This window comes from Acidovorax sp. GW821-FHT11A03 (assembly GCF_058809075.1).
In genome coordinates this window covers 98,963-120,344 of record NZ_JBXASG010000008.1, presented here as the reverse complement: position 1 = coordinate 120,344, position 21,382 = coordinate 98,963, and the positions used below count along the sequence as shown (strand labels likewise).

Below are 21,382 nucleotides of genomic sequence, written 5' to 3'. Positions count from 1 at the left end.
CTCAGACCATTGATTCGCGTGAATACGAACCCCCGACAACTGCTGCTTCTCGAAGAAGTCCGCGCGCGCAAGTCCGCCACGGTCGAACAACTGGCCGACACGCTGGGCGTGACGCTGCAGACCGTGCGCCGCGATGTGCAGCGCCTGGCCGAGTCCGGCCTGCTCACGCGCTTCCATGGCGGCGTGCGCGTGCCCAGCTCCACGGTGGAGAACCTGGCCCACACCCAGCGCGAGACGCTGCATGCCGAAGGCAAGGCACGCATAGCGCGCGCCGTGGCCGAACAGGTGCCCAACGACTGCTCGCTGATCCTGAACATCGGCACGACCACGGAAGCCATCGCCAAGGCGCTGCTGCACCACCGCGGCCTGCGCGTGATCACCAACAACCTGAACGTGGCTGCCATCCTGAGCGGCAACCCCGAGTGCGAGGTCATCGTGGCCGGCGGCGTGGTGCGCGCGCGCGACCGCGGCATCGTGGGCGAGGCGGCGGTGGACTTCATCCGCCAGTTCAAGGTGGACATCGCGCTCATCGGCATCTCGGGCGTCGAGCCAGACGGCTCGCTGCGCGACTTCGACTACCGCGAGGTGAAGGTGGCGCAAACCATCATCGAGCAGTCGCGCGAGGTCTGGCTGGCGGCCGACCACAGCAAGTTCAACCGCCCGGCCATGGTGCAGCTGGCCACGCTGCAGCAGATCGACCGCCTGTTCACCGATGCGCCACCGCCCGAGCCCTTTCCCGTATTGCTCCAGGACGCCGAGGTCATCTGCACGGTCGCTGCATGACAGAAGGCCCCCCTGAGTCGCCTGCGGCGCCTTCCCCCGGTGGGGGACGACGCCCTCGCTGCGGGGCGGCCCTTGCTCGGCGTCCGCTGGCCTGGGCCGCGCGCTGATCGACCGCCGTGGACACTTACGTGGATTCATACATTTCGGAGCCCCTCGTCACCATGACCTACCTGCTCGCCCTCGACCAAGGCACCTCCAGCTCCCGCAGCATCGTTTTTGACGAAGGCGGCCACATCGTGGCGCAGGCGCAGCTGGAGCTGCCGCAGATCTACCCACAGCCCGGCTGGGTCGAGCATGACCCGCTGGAGATCTGGCGCACCCAGCTGGCCACGGCACGCGATGCGCTTGCCAAGGCGGGCATAGCGGCGAGCGCCGTGCGCGCGGTGGGCATCACCAACCAGCGCGAGACCACGGTGCTGTGGAACCGCAGGACCGGCCAGCCCGTGCACCACGCCATCGTTTGGCAGGACCGGCGTGCCGAACCCGCCTGCGCACAGCTGCGCGAACAAGGCCACGCAGCCACCATCCAGGCCAAGACCGGGCTGCTGGTGGACGCCTACTTCTCGGGCACCAAGCTGCAGTGGCTGCTGGACCATGTCCCCGGTGCGCGCGAAGCCGCCGAGCGCGGCGACCTGGCCTTTGGCACGGTGGACAGCTGGCTGATGTGGAAACTCACCCATGGCCAGGTGCATGTGACGGACGTGAGCAACGCCTCGCGCACCATGCTCTTCAATGTGCACACCAACCAGTGGGACGACGAGCTGCTGGCGCTGCTGCGCATTCCCAGGGCGCTGATGCCCGCAGTGCTGCCGTCGAGCGCCCACTTTGGCGACATCGCCCCCGACCTGCTGGGCCACTCCATCCGCATCGGCGGCGTGGCGGGCGACCAGCAAAGCGCGCTGTTCGGCCAGGCCTGCTTCACGGCCGGCATGGCCAAGAACACCTACGGCACCGGCTGCTTCATGCTGATGCACACGGGGGGCGTGTTCCAGACCAGCCAGAACGGCCTGCTCACCACCAGCGCGGCGCAGGCAGGCACGGCGCCCGAATACGCCATGGAGGGCAGTGTCTTCGTGGGCGGCGCCGTGGTGCAGTGGCTGCGCGACGGCCTGCGCGCCATCTCCACCAGCAACGAGGTCGAGTCGCTGGCGCAGAGCGTGCCCGACTCGGGCGGCGTGATGATGGTGCCCGCCTTCACGGGCCTGGGCGCCCCGTACTGGAAGCCCGATTCGCGCGGCACCATCACGGGCCTCACGCGCGGCACCACGCTGGGCCACATGGCCCGCGCAGCGCTGGAAAGCATCGCCTACCAGAGCGCCGCCCTGCTCCTGGCCATGAGCCGCGATGCCGTGGTCGCCGGCGGCGCACCGGTCAGCGAGCTGCGCGTGGACGGCGGCGCCTGCATCAACGACCTGCTGATGCAGTTCCAGGCCGACCTGCTGGGCATCCCGGTGGTGCGCCCGGCCGTCATCGAAACCACGGCCCTCGGTGCAGCCTATCTGGCGGGGCTGTCGAGCGGCGTGTACCGCAGCACGGACGAACTCTCGCAGCTGTGGCGCGCCGACCGCCGCTTCGTTCCCACGCTGGGCAGCGCGCGCGCGCAGGAGCTGATGGCGAACTGGGAACACGCCGTGCGGCAGACCACGGCCGCATAGGCAGGCTCACCGCCTTCAGGCCGCGGGCGGCATGGCCCCGGGCGGCTGCGCCTGCTCCTGCGGCAGGTAGATGCGCGCCAGCCCCCGCGTGATCGCGTCCACGATCTGGTCGCGCCGCAATGCGATGTGCGCGGACAGCAGACGCTCGCTCAGGGCCGGGTCCCGCGCGCGCAGGGCTTGCAGGATGTCCTGGTGCTCATGCTGGGTGGAATCGCGCCCGACGTTTTCCATGTCAATCCAGCGGATGAACCGGATGCGTTCATTGAGGCTCAGCAGCATGCGCCGCAATTCGGAATTGCCCGCCATGTCCGCGATGCGCATGTGAAAACCCTCGTCCAGCTCCACCAGCCGCTGCACCGCAGCCGCGGCGGGAACGCGCCGGCTCTCCTCCAGGTAGGCACGGGCCTCTTCCACCTGGGCGTCCGTTGCCCGCTCGATCGCCAGCCGCATGCATTCGCGCTCGATCGCCACGCGCGCTTCATACAGGTCCAGCGTTTCCTGCACGTCGAGCGGGCGGCGCATGTAGCCCCGCGTGGCCGGCTGCAGGAACCCTTCCGTCACCAGCCGTCCCAGGGCCTCGCGCACGGGCGTGCGGCTCACGCCCAAGCGCTCGGCCAGCTCGATTTCGCTCAGGCGCTCTCCGGGTTTGAACTGGTAGGCAATCGCCATGTGCCGCAGCGTGTTGTAGACGCTGGAACCTCTCTCGCGGCGAATCTTGGCAATGGGGGCTGTCATGGGGGTGTATTGTGCACGCGCTCTTTCAGAATTCATTTAGGTATACTTAAATGAATTCTCGCGAATCACCCCAACCCGACGAAGGCCCTCCGACATGACGACCCCTTTCAATGGCGCCGATGCGATGGTGCGCATGCTGCAGCACAACGGCGTGAAGCACATCTTCGGCCTGTGCGGCGACACCAGCCTGCCGTTCTATGACGCCCTGGCGCGCCTGGACCACGGCATCGACCACATCCTCACCCGCGACGAGCGCAGCGCCGGCTACATGGCCGACGCCTACGCCCGCGTGACCGGCAAGGTGGGTGTGTGCGAGGGCCCCAGCGGCGGGGGCGCCACCTACCTGCTGCCCGGGCTGGTGGAGGCCAACGAGTCCTCCGTGGCGGTGCTGGGCATCACCTCGGATGTGTCGGTGGGCGCGCGCGGCAAGTTCCCGCTGACCGAACTCGACCAGCAGGCGCTCTACCGCCCCCTGACCAAATGGAACACCACCATCGACCGGGTGGACCAGATTCCGCATGCCGTGCGCAGTGCTTTCCGTGCCATGACCACGGGCCGCCCCGGCGCGGCCCACATCTGCCTGCCCTACGACGTGCAAAAACATGCCATCGACCCCGCGGAGGTGTGGGCGCAGCCAGGGCATGGCCAGTTTCCCGCCCACCGCTCGGCACCCGACCCCGCGGCGGTGGACGAGGCCGCCGACCGCCTCGTGGCGGCCACGTCGCCCGTGCTCATCTGCGGCGGCGGCGTGGTGATCGCTGGCGCCAGCGCGGCGCTCGACGCCCTGGCCAGGCTGCTCAACGCGCCGGTCTGCACCAGCGTGAGCGGCCAGGGCAGCCTGGCCGACACGCACCCGCTGAACGCGGGCGTGGTCGGCACCAATGGCGGGATCGATGCCACCCGCGCCGTGGTGGCGCAGGCCGACCTCGTCCTGTTCATTGGCGCGCGCGCGGGCTCCACCACCACCGAGCACTGGCAGATGCCGTCCCGCAAGGTCACCATCCTGCACCTTGACGTGGATGCGATGACCATCGGCACCAACTACCGCACCGACGTGGCGCTGGTCGGGGATGCCCTGCTCGGCCTGCAGGCGCTGCACGCCGCGGTGCAGGCGCGCATCGGGCGCCGCCCCGCCCACGCGGCCGATGGCAGGGCGCTGGCCGGCGAGGCACGCGCCCGCAAGCAGGCCTTCTTCGCACCGCTGGCGGCATCGCTGGACCGCCCCATCAAGCCCGAGCGCGTGGTGGACGTGCTCAACCGGCTGCTGCCGCCCCGCGCCATCGTGGTGGCCGACCCCGGCACGCCCTGCCCCTACTTCACCGCCTACTTCAACGCACCGCAATCAGGGCGCCACTTCATCACCAACCGGGCGCACGGCGCGCTCGGTTTCGCCATGTCGGCCGGCGTGGGCGCGGCGTTCGGGCAGCCGGACTCGGTGGTGGTTTCCGTCATGGGCGACGGCAGCTTCGGCTTCACCTGCGGGGAGCTGGAGACCATCGTGCGCCGCAACGTGCCCCTGAAGATGATCGTGTTCTCCAATGCGGTCTATGGCTGGATCAAGGCCAGCCAGAAAACCGGCTACGACGGGCGCTACTTCTCCGTGGACTTCAACCGCACCCACCATGCGCGCGTGGCCGAGGCCTTCGGCGTGAAGGCCTGGCAGGTGGAGGACCCCGCCGACCTCGAGGGCGCCATCAGGGCGGCCCTCCTGCACGACGGCCCGGCGCTGGTCGATGTGGTCTCGCAGGAACTGCAGGACACGGCCGTGCCCGTGAGCCAGTGGATGGGCTGAGGCCCGCCCCCCGGCATGTCCTCGGGCGCCAGCCTTGGCGCCCGCCGCTGATTCACTTGAAGAGGAGTTTCCATGACCCGCACCGCGTCCCGCCGCCAGATCCTGGCGGCCGCCCTTGCATCCGCCCTGGGGCTGGGCGGCCCCGCGCTGGCCAGCAACGATGCCAACCTCAAGCTGGTGATCACCTTTCCACCGGGGGGCAGCACCGACATCGCGGCGCGCATCCTGCAGCCCCGCCTGGCCGAGAAGGCGGGCCGCCCGGTGGTCGTGGAGAACCGGCCCGGCGCGGCCAGCCAGATCGCCACGCAGTACGTGGCCAAGTCGGCCCCGGACGGCAACACCGTGCTGGTGAGCTTCGACACCCACGCCATCAACCCCATCGCCAAGCCCCGGCTGCCCTACGACACCTTCAAGGATTTCGCGGGCGTCTCGCTGGCGCTGCGGTTTCCGCTGGTGATCGGCGCCGCCGCCTCCGTGCCGGCCAAGGACCTGCGCGGCTTTCTCGACCTGGCCGCCAAGGCGCCCGGCAAATACAGTTACGCATCCACCGGCCTCGGCTCGATGAACCACCTGGTGATGGAGGACATCAAGCGCCGCTCCGGCACCTTCGTGCTGCATGTGCCCTTTGGCGGCGGCGGCCCCGCCGTCCAGGCGGTGCTGGGCGACGTGGCCAGCCTGACCTTGCTCAGCTATGCGGCGCTGCGCGGCCAGATCGCCGCGGGCAAGATCAAGCCGCTGGCCGTGACGGGCGCCCGGCGCCTGCCCGAACTGCCCGACGTGCCCACCGTGGCCGAATCGGGATTCCCCGGCTTCGAGGCCTATTCCTGGATCGGGCTGTTCGTGCCCGCCGCGACACCGGCCGCCACGGTGCACCAGCTGACCGAGGACTTCCAGGCCACCCTGCAGACGCCCGACATCAAGGCCAGGCTCACGCAGGCGGGCTTTGAAGTCGTCGCCAGCGACGGGCCGGGCCTGGAGCGCCACGTGCGCGAGGAATACGAGCGCTGGGGCAAATTCGTGCGCGAAACCCGGTTGAAGCTGGACGAATGACCATGGAGCCCCACGCCATGCCCTTCGCCCTGGACCACATCGTCATCGCCGTGGCCGACCTGCAAGCCGCCATCGCCGACTATCGCGCCCTGGGCCTGCAGGTGCTTCCCGGCGGGCAGCACCCGGGGCGCACCTCGCACAACGCCCTGGTGGTGTTTGCGGACGGCGCCTACCTGGAACTCATCGCATGGCGGGCCCCGGCCCCCGAAGAGCGCTGGTACCGCACGCTGCGCGACCATGGCGAAGGCCTGGTGGACTTCGCGCTGCGTGCGCCGGACACCGTGCAGGCGCTGGCGGACGCACGCGCGCGCGGGCTCGGCACCCTGACCGGCCCGGTCGACGGCGGCCGGCTGCGGCCCGACGGCGCGCAGCTTCGCTGGCAGACCGCGCGCCACGCCACGCCGGACGTTCCCTTCCTGTGCGGCGACATCACCCCCCGGGCCCTGCGCGTGCCCGAAGGCGCCGCCCGCGTCCACCCCAACGGCGCAGAGGGCGCTGCGGCGCTGACGGTGGCCGTGCACGACCTGGATGCCACCCTGGCGCGCTACCAGGCCCTGCTGGGCGCGCAGGCGCAGGCCGCCACCCTGGCCAGCGCAGGCGGAATCCGCACCGCGCGGCTCCCGCTGGGCAGCACGCTGCTGTGGCTGCAGAGCCCCGAGCGCGCGGCCAGCGCCCCCGGCGCGGCAGAACCGCCCGCCGCCCAGGCGCTGCGCGAGCGGCTGGCCTCGCGCGGCGAAGGGCCCTGCGCGCTGGTCCTTCGCCGCCGCGCTGACACGCTCCCGCCCGGCACCGCGGCCACCCACGGCGTCGCGCTCCAATGGCTGGCCGCCGAGATTCCCTAAACTGCCAGCTTTTGATTCCCTCCGCCTGCCCGACATGAACACCACCGCCGCTCCCACCTCCCTGCCCGTCATCGCCTTCATCGGCGGTGGCAACATGGCCAGCGCCATCATTGGCGGGCTGATCCACCAGGGCCACCCCGCCCGCGACATCGAAGTGGTCGAGCCCTGGCCCGAAGCGCGCGAGGCGCTGCGCAAGAACTACGGGATCGAGGCCCAGCCCGAAGCCGGCCCCGCCCTGCAGCGCGCCCGCATCGTGGTCTGGGCCGTCAAGCCCCAGACCTTCAAGGACGCGGCCGCCCAGGCCCGGGCCCACACGCAGGACGCGCTGCACCTGAGCGTGGCCGCCGGCATCCGCTCGGACAGCATCGCCCAATGGCTGGGCACCGAACGCATCGTGCGCACCATGCCCAACACGCCGGCGCTGGTGGGCAAGGGCATGAGCGCGCTGTATGCCCGCCCCGCCGTGGACGCGGCCGCCCGCGTGCAGGTCGAGTCCATCATGGCGTCCACCGGGGAATTCCTGTGGGTGGAAAGCGAAAAGCAGCTCGACGCGGTCACGGCGCTGTCGGGTTCGGGCCCGGCGTATGTCTTTTACTTCCTGGAAGCCATGACCCGGGCGGGCGTCGGCATGGGGCTGTCGCAGCAGCAGGCGCACCAGCTGGCCGTGGGCACGTTCGTGGGCGCATCGGAGCTGGCGCGCCGCTCCGACGAGCCGCCCGCCGTGCTGCGCCAGCGCGTCACCTCCAAAGGCGGCACCACCTACGCGGCGCTGCAGTCCATGGAGGCCGCGGGCATGGGCGCGAGCTTCGAGGCCGCCATGCGCGCCGCCGAGCAGCGGGCGCTTGAACTGGGCGATGAATTCGGCGGCTAAGCCCCGAGGCGCTGCCCTGGCCGGGGCCATGCCGTCCGCGGCCAGCGGGTACCGCGCAGCCCCGTGACAGGCGGAGACACCGTCTGCAAACGGGTCAATGGGCCGCCAGCTGGCGCAGCAGATAGCTGCCGGCGATCCCCGCGAACACCGTGGCGCCGAGCCAGTGGTTGACCCGGAAGGCCTTGAAGCACCCCTCGCGGGTGCGGTGGCGGATCAGGCGCCAGTGCCACAGCACCTGCACGAGCGCACCGGCGATTGCTATGTAAAACATAGCACCTAGCGCATACCGATAAAGCGCTACAGCCCAAATGGACAGGAAGAGCAGATAGAACGCCACGATGGCCGCCACGTCCAGGCGGCCCAGCGTGATGGCCGAGGTCTTGATGCCGATCCGCAGGTCGTCGTCGCGGTCCACCATGGCGTATTCGGTGTCGTAGGCCAGCACCCAGAACAGGTTGCCCAGCCACATCCACCAGGCCACGGCAGGCACCGCGCCCTGCACCGCGGCGAACGCGATCACGATGCCGAAATTGAACGCGATGCCCAGCACCGCCTGCGGCATGGAGATCACGCGCTTGGAGAACGGGTAGGCGATGGCCACCAGCAGCGCGGGCACCGACCAGGCGATGGCCGCGGCGTTGGTGGTGAGCACCAGGCCGAACGCCAGCAGCGCCAGCACCGCGCCCAGGGCCAGGGCTTCCTTCACGCCCACGGCGCCCGTGGTGACCGGGCGCTGCGCCGTGCGCTTGACATGCCTGTCGAAGTCGCGGTCGGCCACGTCGTTCACGCAGCAGCCCGCGCTGCGCATGAGGATGGTGCCCAGCACGAACACCGCCAGCAGGTGCCAGCCCGGAAACCCTTCCGCCGCGATCCACAGCGCGCTGAGCGTGGGCCACAGGCATACCAGCCAGCCGGCGGGGCGGTCCCAGCGGATGAGGTCAAGGTACAGGGCGAAGCGGCTGCGCAAAGATACGGACGGCATGCGGGCTGAGCGGAAAAGGACGGTGGAAACCCGCCGGACACGCGGGCGCACCGAATGTAGCAGGGAGGGTACGGGCAGCCCGAAGAACCGGTAAAGTCTCGCGTTCCCTTCCACTACGGACCAGCCCGCATGCCCCGATCATCGAGCCCCCAGGCCGCCACGCGCTTTGCCATCCCCCGCACGCTGCTGGCGGGTTTCGTGGTGGCGGCCCTGGCCACGCTGGTCATCGCGCTGGTCAATTTCCGCGCCTCGGAACTGCGCGCCGACGCGGTCGATGCGATGGACCGGACCACCCTGGCGATGCGCCAGCTCAATCTGCTGAGTTCGGCCCTCAAGGACGCGGAGACGGGCCAGCGGGGCTACCTGCTGACGGGCGAAGCCCCCTACCTGCAGCCCTACCAGCTCGCGCTCACCGCGGTGGAGCGGCAGATGTCCGCCCTGAAGGCCAGCACGGCGGACAACCCCGTGCAGCGGCGGCTGGTGGTGCAGATCGATGACCTGGCCCAGCAAAAGCTGCGCGAGCTGAACGAAACCATCGAGCTGCGCAAGGCCGGCAATGCCGACGGCGCGATGGCGCTCGTGCGCACCGATGCCGGCAAGAACCTCATGGACCGCGTGCGCGACCTGGCCGCCGACCTGTTCACGCTGCAAAGCCAGCAGCTGGAAGCCCGCCGCCAGCAGTGGGTGGATGCCGCCACGGCCTCCGCCTACTATTCGTGGGGCGGCTCGCTGGTGCTGCTGGTGCTGATCTGCGTCTCCGCCGCGCTGACCGCGCGCGAATACCGCGCCAAGGCCCTGCAGTCGTGGGTGGCGGCGGGCCTCACCGGCCTGGGCCAGCGCATCCAGGGCGACCACCGGCTCGAGGACATCGGCGAGCTGGCCCTGGAATACCTGGCCACCTACCTCAAGGCCTCCGTCGGCGCGGGCTATGCGGCCAATGGCCACGGCAGCTTCGCGCTGTTTGGCGGCTATGCCCTGCCGCGCGAACGCCTGGAGCAGAAACTCCTCGCGGGCGAGGGCCTCGTCGGGCAGGCCGTGCGCTCGCGCCAGCTGCTGCATGTGCGCGATGTGCCGCCGGGCCACCTGCAGGTCGCCTCGGGCACCGGGCAGTCCGGCCCGGCCGAGCTGCTGGTGGCGCCCGCGGTGGAAAACGGCGAAGTCTTCGCCGTGATCGAGCTGGGCTTCTACCGGCCGGTGGGCGAGGCCGAGCGCGACCTGATGGAGCGCGCCTCGAAGATGCTGGCCGTGGCCATCCGCTCGGGCATCGACCGCACGCGCCTTGAATCCCTGCTGGAAGAAACCCAGCGCCAGTCCGAGGAGCTGCAGATGCAGCAGGAAGAGCTGCGGGTCAACAACGAGGAGCTGGAGCAGCAAAGCCGCGTGCTGCAGGAATCGCAGGCGCAGATGGAAGTGCAGCAGACCGAGCTGGAGCAGACCAACGCGCACCTGGAAGAGCAGACCCAGCAGCTCGAGCACCAGCGCGAACAGCTCCTGCGCGCCCAGAGCGCGCTGACCGACAAGGCCCGCGAGCTGGAACTGTCGAGCCAGTACAAGAGCGAATTCCTGGCCAACATGAGCCATGAGCTGCGCACGCCCCTCAACTCCACGCTGATCCTGGCCAAGCTGCTGTCGGACAACAAGCCCGGCAACCTCAGCGGCGACCAGGTGAAGTACGCGCAGACCATCTACGCGGCCGGCAACGACCTGCTGGCGCTCATTAATGACATCCTGGATCTGTCCAAGATCGAGGCAGGCCAGGCCACCGTGGCCGTGGAGCCGGTTTCCATCGCACGGGCCGTGCAGGCACTGGTGGACCCGCTGCGCCCGCTGGCCCAGGAAAGGGGCCTGGCGCTCAACGCCACCGTGGCCCCGGACGTGCCCGCGACCATGGACACCGACCCCCTGCGCCTGGGACAGGTGCTCAAGAACCTGCTGTCGAATGCGATCAAGTTCACCGAGCAGGGCTCGGTGGCGCTGCACGTGTCCCGCAACCCCGGCGACACGCTGTCGTTCGTGGTCAAGGACACCGGCATCGGCATTCCCGCGCACCAGCAGGAACTGATCTTCGAAGCCTTCCGCCAGGCCGATGGCAGCACCCACCGCAAGTACGGCGGCACGGGCCTGGGCCTGTCGATCTCACGCGACCTGGCGCAGCTGCTGGGCGGGCACATCACCGTGGAAAGCACGCCCGGCCAGGGCAGCGTGTTCACGCTGGTCCTGCCCCTGCAGCTGGAAGCGGCCATGCCGGTGGCGCCCCTCCTGCCCGCGCGCGTGCGCGCGGAGTCCGCCCCGCCCGCCGATGCGCCCGCGCGGCTGCCTGCCGCGGCGCCGCAGGACGCCCCGCCCCCTCCGGGCACCCGCGCGGGCCCGGCGCCACTGCCGCGCGCCGGTGCGCGCAGCATTCTCATCATCGAGGACGACGAACGCTTTGCGCACATCCTGCGCGACCTGGCCCAGGAAATGGGCTTCGAGTGCGCCGTGGCCCTGAACGCCGCCGACGGCATGCTGGCCGCCACGCAGAGCCTGCCCAGCGCCATCGTGCTGGACGTGAACCTGCCGGACTTCTCGGGACTGGGCGTGCTCGACCAGCTCAAGCGCAACCCGGCCACGCGCCACATCCCCGTGCACGTGGTGTCGGTGGCCGACTATTCGCAGGAAGCCATGGGCCGGGGCGCCGTGGGCTACGCGCTCAAGCCGGTCAAGCGCGAGGAACTGGTGCATGCGCTGGAGCGCCTGGAGGCCAAGTTCACCCAGAACATGCACCGCGTGCTGGTGGTCGAAGACGACGAGCGCCAGCGGGAAAGCGTGCGCCACCTGCTCAGCCGCGATGGCGTGGAGATCGTCTGCGCCGGCACCGCCGCCGCCGCCCTCGAACACCTGCGCGGCGCGACCTTCGACTGCATGGTGATGGACCTGAACCTGCCCGACCTGAACGGCTACGAGCTGCTGCAGCAGATGACCGAGCAGGACGGCGTGTCGTTCCCGCCCGTCATCGTGTACACCGGCAGGGCGCTGTCGCGCGACGAGGAACAGCTGCTGCGGCGCTTCTCCAAGTCCATCATCATCAAGGACGCCCGCTCGCCCGAGCGGCTGCTGGACGAAGTCACGCTGTTCCTGCACCAGGTGGAGTCCGAGCTGTCCGCCGAACACCGCCAGATGCTGCAGGTGGCCCGCAACCGGGACACGGCCCTGGAAGGGCGCACCGTGCTCGTGGTGGAGGACGACGTGCGCAACGTGTTCGCGCTCTCCAGCATCCTCGAGCCCTCGGGCATCCGCGTGGAGATCGCCCGCAACGGCCGCGAAGCGCTGGACGCCCTGGCCCGCGCCGACAGCGGCGCAAGCGCCCATGCCATCGACCTCGTGCTCATGGACATCATGATGCCGGAGATGGACGGCTACACCGCCATGCGCGAGATTCGCGCCCGCCCGGAATGGCGGCGCCTGCCCATCATCGCGCTCACCGCCAAGGCCATGAAGGACGACCAGGAAAAATGCCTGGCGGCCGGAGCCAACGACTACATCGCCAAGCCGCTCGACGTGGAAAAGCTGCTGTCGCTGGTGCGGGTCTGGATGCCCAAGTAACCCGGCAGCGCACCATGCCCCACCGCAAGAAGGCACGCACGGCGGACATCGAGCAGCGCCTGCTGATCGATGCGATCTACCACCGCTACCACTACGATTTCAGGGGCTATGCGCAGGCGTCCCTCAAGCGGCGATTGAACACGGCCCTGCTGCAGTTCCAGTGCCAGACGCTGTCGCAGCTGCAGGACCGCGTGCTGCACGAGCCCGCGGTGTTCCCGGCACTGCTCGAGTACCTCACGGTGCAGGTCAGCGACATGTTCCGCGACCCAAGCTACTTCCTGTCGCTGCGCAACGAGGTGGTGCCCCTGCTGCGCACCTACCCGTCGCTCAAGGTCTGGGTGGCGGGCTGCAGCGCGGGCGAGGAGGTGTATTCGCTGGCCATCCTGCTGCACGAGGAAGGCCTGCTCGAGCGCACGCTGATCTACGCCACCGACATCAACCCCCATGCGCTGCATGCCGCCGAGGCCGGCGTGTTCGACGTGGCCCGTGTCGCGTCCTTCACCGAGAACCATGCCCGCTCGGGCGCGCGCAGCTCCCTGTCGGACTACTACTCGGCCCACTACGGGCGGGCGGTGTTCGACAAGTCGCTCAAGGAGCACATGGTGTTCTCGGACCACAGCCTGGCCACCGACAGCGTGTTCGCCGAGATGCACCTGGTCTCCTGCCGCAACGTGCTCATCTACTTCGAGCGCGAACTGCAGGACCGGGCGCTGGGGCTGTTCCGCGACGCGCTGTGCCACCGGGGCTTCCTGGGCCTGGGCTCCAAGGAGTCGCTGCGGTTCTCCGGCCAGGCGGATGCCTTTGACGACCTCGTGCCCGAGGACCGCATCTACCGCAAGAAGGCGGGCCTGTGACGCGGCCACGACACCCGCCAGCCGAGCCCCTGGAGGGCTACGACGCCATCGTGGTGGGCGGGTCCTCCGGCGGCATCGATGCGCTCATGCAGGTGCTGCCCGCGCTGCCCGCCAGCCTGCGCGCCGCGGTGCTGATCGTGCTGCACCTGCCCCGCGACCGGCGCAGCCTGCTGGCGGAGATCTTCCGGCAACGCTGCGCGCTCCCCCTGCACGAAGCGCAGGACAAGCAGTCCATCGCCCCGGGCACGGTGTACTTCGCGCCGCCGGACTACCACCTGCTGGTGGATGCGGGGCCGGGCATCGCGCTGTCCGTGGACGCGCCCGTGCATTTCTCGCGCCCCTCGATCGACGTGCTCTTCGAATCCGCGGCCGACCAGTATGGCGGCCGCCTGGTGGGCATCCTGCTCTCGGGCGCCAACGAGGACGGGGCCCACGGCCTGCGGTCCATCCGCGCCGCGGGCGGGCTGGCCATCGTCCAGGAACCCGCCAGCGCGGCCATGCCCACCATGCCGCAGGCCGCGCTGGCCTGCACCGAGGCCCACCACGTCCTGCCCCCCAAAGGCATTGCCGATCTGATCGCAGACCTGCACCGCCAGCGCCTGCTGTGATGCACCGCGCCCTTACCCACCCCGACGCCCACATCCTCTCCCCGCACGCGAAGACCATGCCACACACCGACCGCATCAAATGCCTGCTCGTCGATGACATTCCTGAAAACCTGATCGCGCTGGAAGCGCTGCTGCAGCGCGACGGCCTCGACATCCTGAAGGCCCAGTCCGGCCCTCAGGCACTGGAGCTGCTGCTCGCCCACGGGGACGTGGCGCTGGCCCTGCTCGATGTGCAGATGCCGGAGATGAATGGCTTTGAGCTGGCCGAACTGATCCGCGGCAGCGAGCGCACGCGCCATATTCCGCTGATCTTCATGACCGCCGGTTCCCGCGAGCAGAACTGGCAGTTCCGGGGCTACGAAAGCGGTGCGGTGGACTTTCTGTACAAGCCCATCGAACCGCACGTGCTCACCAGCAAGGCCAACGTGTTCTTCGAGCTGCACCGGCGCAAGCAGGCCCTGGCCCACGAACTGAAGGAGCGCACGGCGGCGCTGCGCATCAACGAGATGTTCATGGCGGTGCTGAGCCACGACCTGCGCACGCCCCTGATGTCGATCACGGCGGCCGCCACGGTGCTCAAGCGCCAGCCCGATGCCGAGAAGGTGAGCGCGATGGCCGACCGGGTGCTCAGCAGCAGCCAGCGCATGGGCCGGATGATCGAAGACCTGCTGGACGTCACCCGGATACGCCACGCGGGCGGGCTGGCCCTGCAGCTGGGCCCCGTCGACATGCAGGCCGTGGTGCAGCGCGCGCTGGACGAGGTGCAGACCGGGTTCCCGGCCCACCGCATCGAGTCCACGCTGGCGGGGGACCTGGCCGGGGTCTGGGACGCCGAGCGCATGTGCCAGGTGATGACCAACCTGGTGGGCAATGCCATCCACCACGGCGATCCCGCACAACCCGTGCGCATCGCGGTGGACGGAACCCAGGCGGGGAGCGTGTCGGTCTCGGTGGCCAACGGGGGCGTGATACCGCCAGGCATGCTGCCCCATCTTTTCGACCCGTTCCACGGACGGGAAAGAGAGCCGGGACGCCACCAGGGGCTGGGGCTGGGACTGTTCATCGCGCACCAGATCGTTCGCGCGCACTCGGGGAACATCGAGGTGTGCTCACAGGACGCAAGCACCTCTTTTCGCGTGACCCTGCCCCGGGTCTCGTCTGCGCCCGGCGATCGCAAGGCACCGCCGGCCTGAGCCGGCACGGCGGTGGCGTGTCAGGCGACGGGGCGCGCCACGGCCTCGCGGATGGAACTCAGCAGCTGCTCCAGGTCCTCCAGGTCGAAGGGCTTGAGCAAGGTCCGGACATTGGGGCCCCAGGCGCCGGGATAGTGGCCCAGTTCATAGCCCGAGCACAGGACCACCCAGCGTTGCGGGTCCTGGGCCAGCAGCCGGCGCGCGAGATCCGTCCCCGAAATGCCGGGCAGGCTCACGTCCGAGACCAGCAGGTCGTAGGACTGCAGGGCATCAAGCTCCAGGGCTTCTTCGGCCGTGGCGCACGAAGTCACCGTCTGGCCTTCGCCCTCCATCAACATGCCAATGGTCTCGCGCAGTTCGGCGTTGTCTTCCACGTAGAGGATTCGCATACATCACAGATTTTCTTGTCCTCCATGCCCCTGACGTCGCCCCACGGCAGCAGGCGGCATGCCCAAGCCCGGATCATCCACACAAGCCAGGCGGCCCCCTGTAGGACAACGCGCACTTCCGTCCCCTGGGGGCGCACGCGGGCGCCGCCCCGCGTCCAGGGCTGCGGTGCGGCTACTCCTCCAGCAGCGAGCGCAACATCCACGCCGTCTGCTCGTGCACCGTCAGGCGCTGCGTCAGCAGGTCCGCCGTGGGCTCGTCGCTGGCCTTGTCCGCCAGCGGGAACAGGCTGCGGGCGGTGCGGGCCACGGCCTCGTGGCCTTCGACCAGCACACGCACCATATCGAGCGCCTTGGGCGGCTTGGCGGGCGCGTCGGGCACCGTGGCGAGCTTGCCGAACTCGGCGTACGAGCCGGGCGCCACATGGCCCAGCGAGCGGATGCGCTCGGCGATCGGGTCCACCGCGTTCCACAGTTCGGTGTACTGCGCCATGAACATGGTGTGCAGCGTGTTGAACATGGGGCCCGTCACGTTCCAGTGGAAGTTGTGCGTGGTCAGGTACAGCGTGTAGGTGTCGGCCAGCAGGCGCGAGAGGCCTTGCGCGATGGCGGCGCGGTCCTTGTCGCTGATGCCGATGTTGATGCTGGGGGCTGCGGTGGTCTTGGGGGCCTTGGCCATGGGAAGCTCCTTCGTTGGAATGGGGGTCAATCGATGGAATCCGCCGCGCCATCGCAGCCCGGAAGGCTCCGGGCCACGGCGCACGGCGGCTGGTGGTCACTGTAGCGCAGGCGCCAAAGCCATCACTGCATCTGGCTCAAATTCCCGATGCGCACGAGCATCTCGGTGAACATCTGCATGTCCGCGTCCAGGTCCACCACTTCCTTGAACTCCTTGGCGTTGTGGGCCGTGTACTTCTTGCCGGGCATGGCGGGTCCGAAGTTGATGGCGTTGGGCATGAGCTTGGCCGTGGTGCTGCCGGCGGTGGGCACGGGCTTGGCTTCCAGGCCCGTGATGTCGCCAAAGGTGTTGAGCAGCGTGGAGAGCCAGGCGCCCTGGGGGTCGCGGGCCATCCAGTTGCCCTGTTGGTGGTCCACCTCCACCGCCACGCCGGCCTGGGCGCCCCAGGCCTTGATCTTCGCGGCCGTCGCCTGGGAGAGCGCCTCGGGCGTGCTGCCGCGGGGCATGCGCACATTCACCAGCACATCGACCTTGCCGTCCTTCTCGCGCACGAGGTTGGGCGACATGGTCAGCGGGCCCATGAAGTCGTCGGCATACGCTAGGCCCAGCGTACGGCCCAGGTAGTCGGTGCCGTACAGGTCGGTGAGGTAGCGCACGGCCTGCGCGTAGCCGTTGGGTGCCAACGCCACGCCCGATTCCTTGAGGAACAGCGCCAGGCGTGGCAGCGGGTTCACGCCCTCTTCGGGGCGCGAGCCGTGGGCCGATGCGCCGGTGACCTTGACCTGCACGGCCGCGCCGTCCTGGGCCACGTCGATGCCGAAGGGCCCGCCCTGCGGCTTGTACTTCTCGACGAACGCCGCCTTGGCAGCGTTCAGGCGCGCAGCCACGTCGGCGGTGTTGCCTCCCTGCAGCCTGGCCGTGGCGGTCTGCGGCACGGCGTTGGCCGATGCGGCGCCGGCCATGGCGGTGATGGCGGTGGCGCTGACGCTAGCCATCGATCCCAGCGCGAACGAGGCGCGCAGCGCGCCGGAGCCCTTCTCGGCCACCACGGCGGGGTACTTGCTGTCGAGCACGATGTTGTACTCGGGCAGTTCGGTCCTGGCGCGGTAGTACTTCATGGCGTCGCCACCGGTCTCTTCCGTCGTCTCGATCATGAGGCGGATGGTGCGCGACAGCGGCAGGCCGCTGTCCTTGACCGTCTTCATCGCATACAGCACGGCGGCGATCGAGCCCTTGTCGTCGATGGAGCCGCGGCCGTACAGGTTGCCGCCCACGCGCGTGAGCTTGAACGGGTCCAGGCGCGTGCCGTCGTCCAGCACCCATTCGTCGGCCACCACGGGCACCACGTCGGCGTGCGTGAGGATGCCGAACTCCTCCTTGCCCGTGCCGGGCAGCTTCACTTCAAAGATGCGGTTGTCCACATTGCGGTACTGCAGGCCAAAATCGCGGGCCATGCGTTCCACCAGCGCGCCGAAGGCGATGATGGACTTGTCCTCGTGCGGCGGCACTTTCTCGGACCGGAAGGTGGGGAGCGCCACCATCTTCGCCGTGGCGTCGATCACCGCGGATTGGTTGTGCAGGCGGTTGTACAGGCCCAGCAGGCGGCCGATGTTGACCAGGTCATCGCCCGCCAGCGGCTGCTTGGCCGCATAGGCCGAGACGCTGGCGCGCAGCAGCGGGTTCTCGCGCGCGGCCTGGGCCAGGAACTCGGTGAAGCTGCCTTGCGCTGCGGCGGGCAGCACGGCCACCAGGCGGTCCATGTCGGCCTTCTTGACAGTGCCCGCCGAGGGTGCGTTGGTGGGCATGCTGGTGCACGCGGCCAGGCCCAGGGCCAGGCCGGCGGCCATCAGGATTTTTTTCATCTATTGCTTTCCTTGGGTTGTGGAGTGCGCAGGGCGCCCGCGGTGCGCATGTGGCGCAGCCCCGCGGTGCGGACGGCCCGTTGGCGCCGCCCGCGGCGTGCCGCCCGAAAGCAGCCGCACGCCATGCGGGGCGAGAGTGTAGTCCCGCGCAGGCGGGGTCAGGACAGGCGCTTGACGCCGGGCAGCTCGCAGGCATACACGGCGTTGCGCAGTGCCGCGATGGCTTCGTAGCGCGTGAAGCTGCGCCGCCATGCCAGCACCACGCGGCGCATGGGCGGCGGCCCCCCATCCTCTTCACGGATGGGCAGGTAGCGGATGTAGGTCTCGTCGCTCTTGCGGCGGCGCGACACGGTCAGCAGGGCGTCGCGCGGTACCGACAGGCGCGGCACCAGCGTCACGCCCATGCCCGCGGCCACCATGTGCTTGATGGTCTCCAGCGACGAGCCCTCGAAGGACTTGCGGATGCCCTCGGCATTGCTCGCAAAGCGCGCGAACTCGGGGCAGACCTCCAGCACGTGGTCGCGAAAGCAGTGGCCCGCCCCCAGCAGCAGCATGGTTTCACTCTTGAGTTCGGCGGCCGTCACGGATTTCTTGGCCGCCAGCGGGTGCGAACTGGGCACCGCCGCCATGAAGGGCTCGTCGTACAGCGGCGCCATGGCCAGGCCCGTGTCCGGAAACGGCTCGGCCAGGATGGCGCAGTCGATCTCGCCCGTGCGCAGCATTTCCAGCAGCTTCACCGTGAAGTTCTCCTGCAGCATGAGCGGCATTTGCGGCGAGCGGCCGATGGCCTGGCGCACCAGGTCGGGCAGCAGATAGGGCCCGATGGTGTAGATCACGCCCAGGGTCAGCGGGCCGGCCAGCGGGTCCTTGCCGCGCTTGGCGATTTCCTTGATGGCCGCCGCCTGTTCCAGCACGCTCTGGGCCTGGCGCACGATCTCCTCGCCCAGCGGCGTGACCGAGACCTCGCCCGCGCTGCGCTCGAAGAGCTTCACGTCGAGCTCTTCCTCCAGCTTCTTGATCGCGACCGACAGCGTGGGCTGCGAGACATAGCAGGCATCGGCCGCATGGCCAAAGTGCTTCTCGCGCGCCACGGCGACGATGTACTTGAGTTCGGTCAGGGTCATGGTCTGTTCCTGGGCTGGGGGTGAATGGCAGTCCCCTGCCCATGCTGCGCGCGCGGCAGCGCGCGGCGGCTTGGGGGGAGTGTCATCTTCATGCCTTCAGATAGTCCGATTTTCCACCCAACCAGCGCGCCACGTGTTGCGCCGCCAGGTCCGGGTGGCGGTCCAGCATCACCGGCGCCAGTTCGCGGGCCCAGTCGAGCAGCACGGTGTCGGTGGCCAGGTCGGCAAAACGCAGCAGCGCGTCGCCCGACTGGCGCGCGCCCAGGAACTCGCCGGGGCCCCGGATCTCCAGGTCGCGCCGGGCGATCTCGAAGCCGTCGTTGGTCTCGGCCATGGCGCGCAGGCGCTCCTTGGCGGTCTCGCCCACGCGGCCGCTGTCGTTGGTGGCATACAGCAGCACGCAGGCGGACGCCGCCGCGCCGCGCCCCACGCGGCCGCGCAGCTGGTGCAGCTGCGACAGGCCAAAGCGCTCGGCATGCTCGATGACCATGAGCGAGGCGTTGGGCACGTCCACGCCCACCTCGATCACGGTGGTGCTGACCAGCACGCCCATCTGGCCGCTGGTGAACAGCGCCATCACCGCCTTCTTCTCGGCGCTGGGCATGCGCGAGTGCAGCAGCCCGACCATGACGCCGGGAAGCGCTTCGCTCAGATCGGCATGCGTCGCGGTGGCATTGGTCAGGTCCAGCGCCTCGCTCTCTTCGATCAGCGGGCACACCCAGTACACCTGCCGCCCGGCCTCCACCTGGGCGCCGATGCGCTCGATGACTTCGTCCTTGCGGCTGTCGGCGATCAGCTTGGTGACGATGGGCGTGCGGCCGGGGGGCAACTCGTCGATCACCGAGACGTCGAGGTCGGCGTAGTAGCTCATGGCCAGCGTGCGCGGAATCGGGGTCGCGCTCATCATCAGCATGTGCGGCTCCATGGGAACCTTGCGCCCCCACGCTCCGCCGCTGCGCGGGTCGCTGCCCCCCGAGGGGGCCGCGTCCCCTTGGGGCGGCCCGGCGGCGACGCCCTCCGCCAGCTTTTGCCGCAGCGCCAGCCGCTGCGCCACGCCAAAGCGGTGCTGCTCGTCGATGATGGCCAGCGCCAGGTTCCTGAACCGCACCTGCTCCTGGATCACGGCGTGGGTGCCCACCACCAGGGCGGCCTCGCCGCTCTCGACCAGCGCGAGCATGGCGGTGCGGTCCTTCTTCTTTTGCCCGCCCACCAGCCAGGCCACCCTGCGGCCGCGCGCGGCCAGCAGGGGTTCGAGCCAGCCGATCATCTTGGCGAAGTGCTGCTCGGCCAGGATCTCGGTGGGCGCCATCAGCGCGCACTGCCAGCCCGCGTCCATGGCCAGGCACGCGGCCAGGGCCGACACCACGGTCTTGCCCGATCCCACGTCGCCCTGCAGCAGCCGGTGCATGGGTACCTGGCGCGCCAGGTCGGCCGCGATCTCCTCGCCCACGCGGCGCTGCGCGGCGGTCAGGCTGAAGGGCAGCACGGCCATCAGTTGCTCGTGCAGCGGCAGCGCACCATCGGTGGGCCGACGCACCTTCAGCACCGGCGCACGCAGCATGTCCCGCGCGCGGCGTGATTGCTGCTGCGACAGCTGCTGGGCCAGCAGCTCCTCCACCTTCAGGCGCTGCCACGCGGGGTGGCTGTGGTCTTCCAGCGTGGACAGTGCCACGTCCGGCGTGGGGTGGTGCAAAAAAGTGAGCGCCTCGCGCAGGCTGAACAAGCGCGGGAGGCCATTCTGGCTTGTAAAACGCGCATACGGCGGCTCGGTGCCGGGTGGCAGCGTGTCCGACAGGTCCACCCGGGCCAGCGCGCCAACCACCGCGCGGCGCAGGTAGGGCTGCGGCAAGCCGGCCGTGGTGGGGTAGACGGGCGTGAGCGCGGCGGGCAGCTCGCCGCCCGCGAGGCGGAACGCGGGGTGCAGCATCTGCCTGCCCCAGAACCCGCCCTTGACCTCGCCCCGGATGCGCAGGCGCGCGCCCACGGACAGGGTCTTCTGGTGCGAGGGGTAGAAGCTGAAGAAGCGCAGCTCGCACGTGCCGGAGCCGTCCTCCACCTGCACCACCAGCTGGCGGCGCGGGCGCAGCTGCACCTCGCTGGCGGTCACGGTGGCTTCGATCTGGACCATCTGCCCGTCGCGCGCGCTGGCCAGCGGGGTGATGCGGGTTTCGTCCTCGTAGCGCAGGGGCAGGTGCAAGGCCAGGTCGATGTCGCGCTTGAGGCCCAGCTTCTGCAGCGCCTTCTGGGCCACCGATGCACCGCCCTTGGGCACGGCAGGCGCCGCCGCCGCCGGGGGGCTAGGGCGAATCGGCATTCACATGTCCCCTAGGGGAAACTCTGGATACGGCGGCGGGCATGTAGCGGGTTTTACGAACGACACGAAT

General features: G+C 69.6%; 17 protein-coding genes. 10 read left to right on the top strand and 7 right to left on the bottom strand.

Annotation, left to right across the window (positions count from 1 at the left end; genetic code table 11):
- Positions 1–18 precede the first annotated feature (18 nt).
- Together AC1RVY_RS20265 and glpK are read left to right on the top strand one after the other, a co-directional pair.
- Positions 19–783: a DeoR/GlpR family DNA-binding transcription regulator gene (locus AC1RVY_RS20265; protein WP_218296821.1), complete on the top strand. Its 765-nt coding sequence runs from the start codon at positions 19–21 to the stop codon at positions 781–783.
- Between the two features lie 161 nt (positions 784–944).
- Positions 945–2,438 carry a glycerol kinase GlpK gene (glpK, locus tag AC1RVY_RS20260; protein ID WP_492807924.1) on the top strand — a complete coding sequence of 498 codons (1,494 nt, stop codon included), beginning with the start codon at positions 945–947 and terminating at the stop codon, positions 2,436–2,438.
- A 15-nt stretch (positions 2,439–2,453) separates the two neighbouring features.
- On the opposite strand, the gene AC1RVY_RS20255 is transcribed toward glpK, so the two are convergent.
- Complete coding sequence (locus tag AC1RVY_RS20255) at positions 2,454–3,173, bottom strand: GntR family transcriptional regulator (protein WP_492807922.1); 720 nt, start codon at positions 3,171–3,173, stop codon at positions 2,454–2,456.
- A 94-nt stretch (positions 3,174–3,267) separates the two neighbouring features.
- Between AC1RVY_RS20255 and AC1RVY_RS20250 the strand changes: the two genes are divergently transcribed.
- The 4 genes from AC1RVY_RS20250 (at position 3,268) to proC (ending at position 7,728) form a co-directional block, all read left to right on the top strand.
- Positions 3,268–4,965 carry a thiamine pyrophosphate-binding protein gene (locus tag AC1RVY_RS20250; protein ID WP_218341242.1) on the top strand — a complete coding sequence of 566 codons (1,698 nt, stop codon included), beginning with the start codon at positions 3,268–3,270 and terminating at the stop codon, positions 4,963–4,965.
- Positions 4,966–5,037: 72 nt separating this feature from the next.
- Entirely contained in the window at positions 5,038–6,015 is a 978-nt protein-coding gene (locus AC1RVY_RS20245) for a tripartite tricarboxylate transporter substrate binding protein (RefSeq protein ID WP_492807920.1), read from the top strand.
- Positions 6,016–6,032: 17 nt separating this feature from the next.
- Positions 6,033–6,857, top strand: a complete 825-nt coding sequence (locus AC1RVY_RS20240) for a VOC family protein (RefSeq protein ID WP_492254065.1) — start codon at positions 6,033–6,035, stop codon at positions 6,855–6,857.
- A gap of 34 nt (positions 6,858–6,891) precedes the next feature.
- Positions 6,892–7,728 carry a pyrroline-5-carboxylate reductase gene (gene proC / locus AC1RVY_RS20235; protein WP_218296815.1) on the top strand — a complete coding sequence of 279 codons (837 nt, stop codon included), beginning with the start codon at positions 6,892–6,894 and terminating at the stop codon, positions 7,726–7,728.
- A gap of 94 nt (positions 7,729–7,822) precedes the next feature.
- Here proC and ubiA read toward each other — a convergent pair whose 3' ends face one another.
- Positions 7,823–8,710, bottom strand: a complete 888-nt coding sequence (gene ubiA, locus AC1RVY_RS20230; RefSeq protein ID WP_492807918.1) for a 4-hydroxybenzoate octaprenyltransferase — start codon at positions 8,708–8,710, stop codon at positions 7,823–7,825.
- 129 nt (positions 8,711–8,839) lie between these two features.
- Between ubiA and AC1RVY_RS20225 the strand changes: the two genes are divergently transcribed.
- The 4 genes from AC1RVY_RS20225 to AC1RVY_RS20210 are packed head-to-tail and all read left to right on the top strand — an operon-like array spanning position 8,840 to position 14,947.
- The gene (locus AC1RVY_RS20225) at positions 8,840–12,292 is read left to right on the top strand and encodes a response regulator (RefSeq protein ID WP_492807916.1); all 3,453 of its coding nucleotides are present in this window, start codon (positions 8,840–8,842) and stop codon (positions 12,290–12,292) included.
- 14 nt (positions 12,293–12,306) lie between these two features.
- Positions 12,307–13,146, top strand: a complete 840-nt coding sequence (locus tag AC1RVY_RS20220; RefSeq protein WP_218296812.1) for a CheR family methyltransferase — start codon at positions 12,307–12,309, stop codon at positions 13,144–13,146.
- A complete protein-coding gene (locus tag AC1RVY_RS20215; RefSeq protein WP_369643577.1) occupies positions 13,143–13,754 on the top strand; it encodes a chemotaxis protein CheB in 612 nt (203 codons plus the stop codon). Before AC1RVY_RS20220 ends, AC1RVY_RS20215 begins: the two co-directional genes overlap by 4 nt.
- 56 nt (positions 13,755–13,810) lie before the next feature.
- Positions 13,811–14,947 (top strand): hybrid sensor histidine kinase/response regulator, encoded by a 1,137-nt coding sequence (locus tag AC1RVY_RS20210; RefSeq protein ID WP_492808055.1) that lies wholly within the window; start codon positions 13,811–13,813, stop codon positions 14,945–14,947.
- 20 nt (positions 14,948–14,967) lie between these two features.
- Here the strand turns inward: AC1RVY_RS20210 and AC1RVY_RS20205 are convergent, their stop codons facing one another.
- From AC1RVY_RS20205 to recG, 5 genes are all read right to left on the bottom strand, one after another.
- On the bottom strand, positions 14,968–15,336 hold the full coding sequence (locus tag AC1RVY_RS20205; protein WP_218296811.1) for a response regulator: 369 nt from the start codon (positions 15,334–15,336) through the stop codon (positions 14,968–14,970).
- Positions 15,337–15,508: 172 nt separating this feature from the next.
- Positions 15,509–16,012 (bottom strand): Dps family protein, encoded by a 504-nt coding sequence (locus tag AC1RVY_RS20200; protein WP_218296810.1) that lies wholly within the window; start codon positions 16,010–16,012, stop codon positions 15,509–15,511.
- Between the two features lie 122 nt (positions 16,013–16,134).
- Positions 16,135–17,874: a dipeptidase gene (locus AC1RVY_RS20195; protein WP_492807913.1), complete on the bottom strand. Its 1,740-nt coding sequence runs from the start codon at positions 17,872–17,874 to the stop codon at positions 16,135–16,137.
- Between the two features lie 158 nt (positions 17,875–18,032).
- Positions 18,033–18,998 carry a LysR substrate-binding domain-containing protein gene (locus AC1RVY_RS20190; RefSeq protein ID WP_218296808.1) on the bottom strand — a complete coding sequence of 322 codons (966 nt, stop codon included), beginning with the start codon at positions 18,996–18,998 and terminating at the stop codon, positions 18,033–18,035.
- Between the two features lie 88 nt (positions 18,999–19,086).
- Complete coding sequence (gene recG, locus AC1RVY_RS20185; RefSeq protein WP_492807911.1) at positions 19,087–21,312, bottom strand: ATP-dependent DNA helicase RecG; 2,226 nt, start codon at positions 21,310–21,312, stop codon at positions 19,087–19,089.
- Between the last annotated feature and the right edge of the window lie 70 nt (positions 21,313–21,382).

Coding starts and splice junctions, on each gene's coding strand:
- glpK (WP_492807924.1), top strand. CDS start 945: ATGACCTACCTGCTCGCCCTCGACCAAGGCACCTCCAGCTCCCGCAGC.
- AC1RVY_RS20255 (WP_492807922.1), bottom strand. CDS start 3,173: ATGACAGCCCCCATTGCCAAGATTCGCCGCGAGAGAGGTTCCAGCGTC.
- AC1RVY_RS20250 (WP_218341242.1), top strand. CDS start 3,268: ATGACGACCCCTTTCAATGGCGCCGATGCGATGGTGCGCATGCTGCAG.
- AC1RVY_RS20245 (WP_492807920.1), top strand. CDS start 5,038: ATGACCCGCACCGCGTCCCGCCGCCAGATCCTGGCGGCCGCCCTTGCA.
- AC1RVY_RS20240 (WP_492254065.1), top strand. CDS start 6,033: ATGCCCTTCGCCCTGGACCACATCGTCATCGCCGTGGCCGACCTGCAA.
- proC (WP_218296815.1), top strand. CDS start 6,892: ATGAACACCACCGCCGCTCCCACCTCCCTGCCCGTCATCGCCTTCATC.
- ubiA (WP_492807918.1), bottom strand. CDS start 8,710: ATGCCGTCCGTATCTTTGCGCAGCCGCTTCGCCCTGTACCTTGACCTC.
- AC1RVY_RS20225 (WP_492807916.1), top strand. CDS start 8,840: ATGCCCCGATCATCGAGCCCCCAGGCCGCCACGCGCTTTGCCATCCCC.
- AC1RVY_RS20220 (WP_218296812.1), top strand. CDS start 12,307: ATGCCCCACCGCAAGAAGGCACGCACGGCGGACATCGAGCAGCGCCTG.
- AC1RVY_RS20210 (WP_492808055.1), top strand. CDS start 13,811: ATGCCACACACCGACCGCATCAAATGCCTGCTCGTCGATGACATTCCT.
- AC1RVY_RS20205 (WP_218296811.1), bottom strand. CDS start 15,336: ATGCGAATCCTCTACGTGGAAGACAACGCCGAACTGCGCGAGACCATT.
- AC1RVY_RS20200 (WP_218296810.1), bottom strand. CDS start 16,012: ATGGCCAAGGCCCCCAAGACCACCGCAGCCCCCAGCATCAACATCGGC.
- AC1RVY_RS20195 (WP_492807913.1), bottom strand. CDS start 17,874: ATGAAAAAAATCCTGATGGCCGCCGGCCTGGCCCTGGGCCTGGCCGCG.
- AC1RVY_RS20190 (WP_218296808.1), bottom strand. CDS start 18,998: ATGACCCTGACCGAACTCAAGTACATCGTCGCCGTGGCGCGCGAGAAG.
- recG (WP_492807911.1), bottom strand. CDS start 21,312: ATGCCGATTCGCCCTAGCCCCCCGGCGGCGGCGGCGCCTGCCGTGCCC.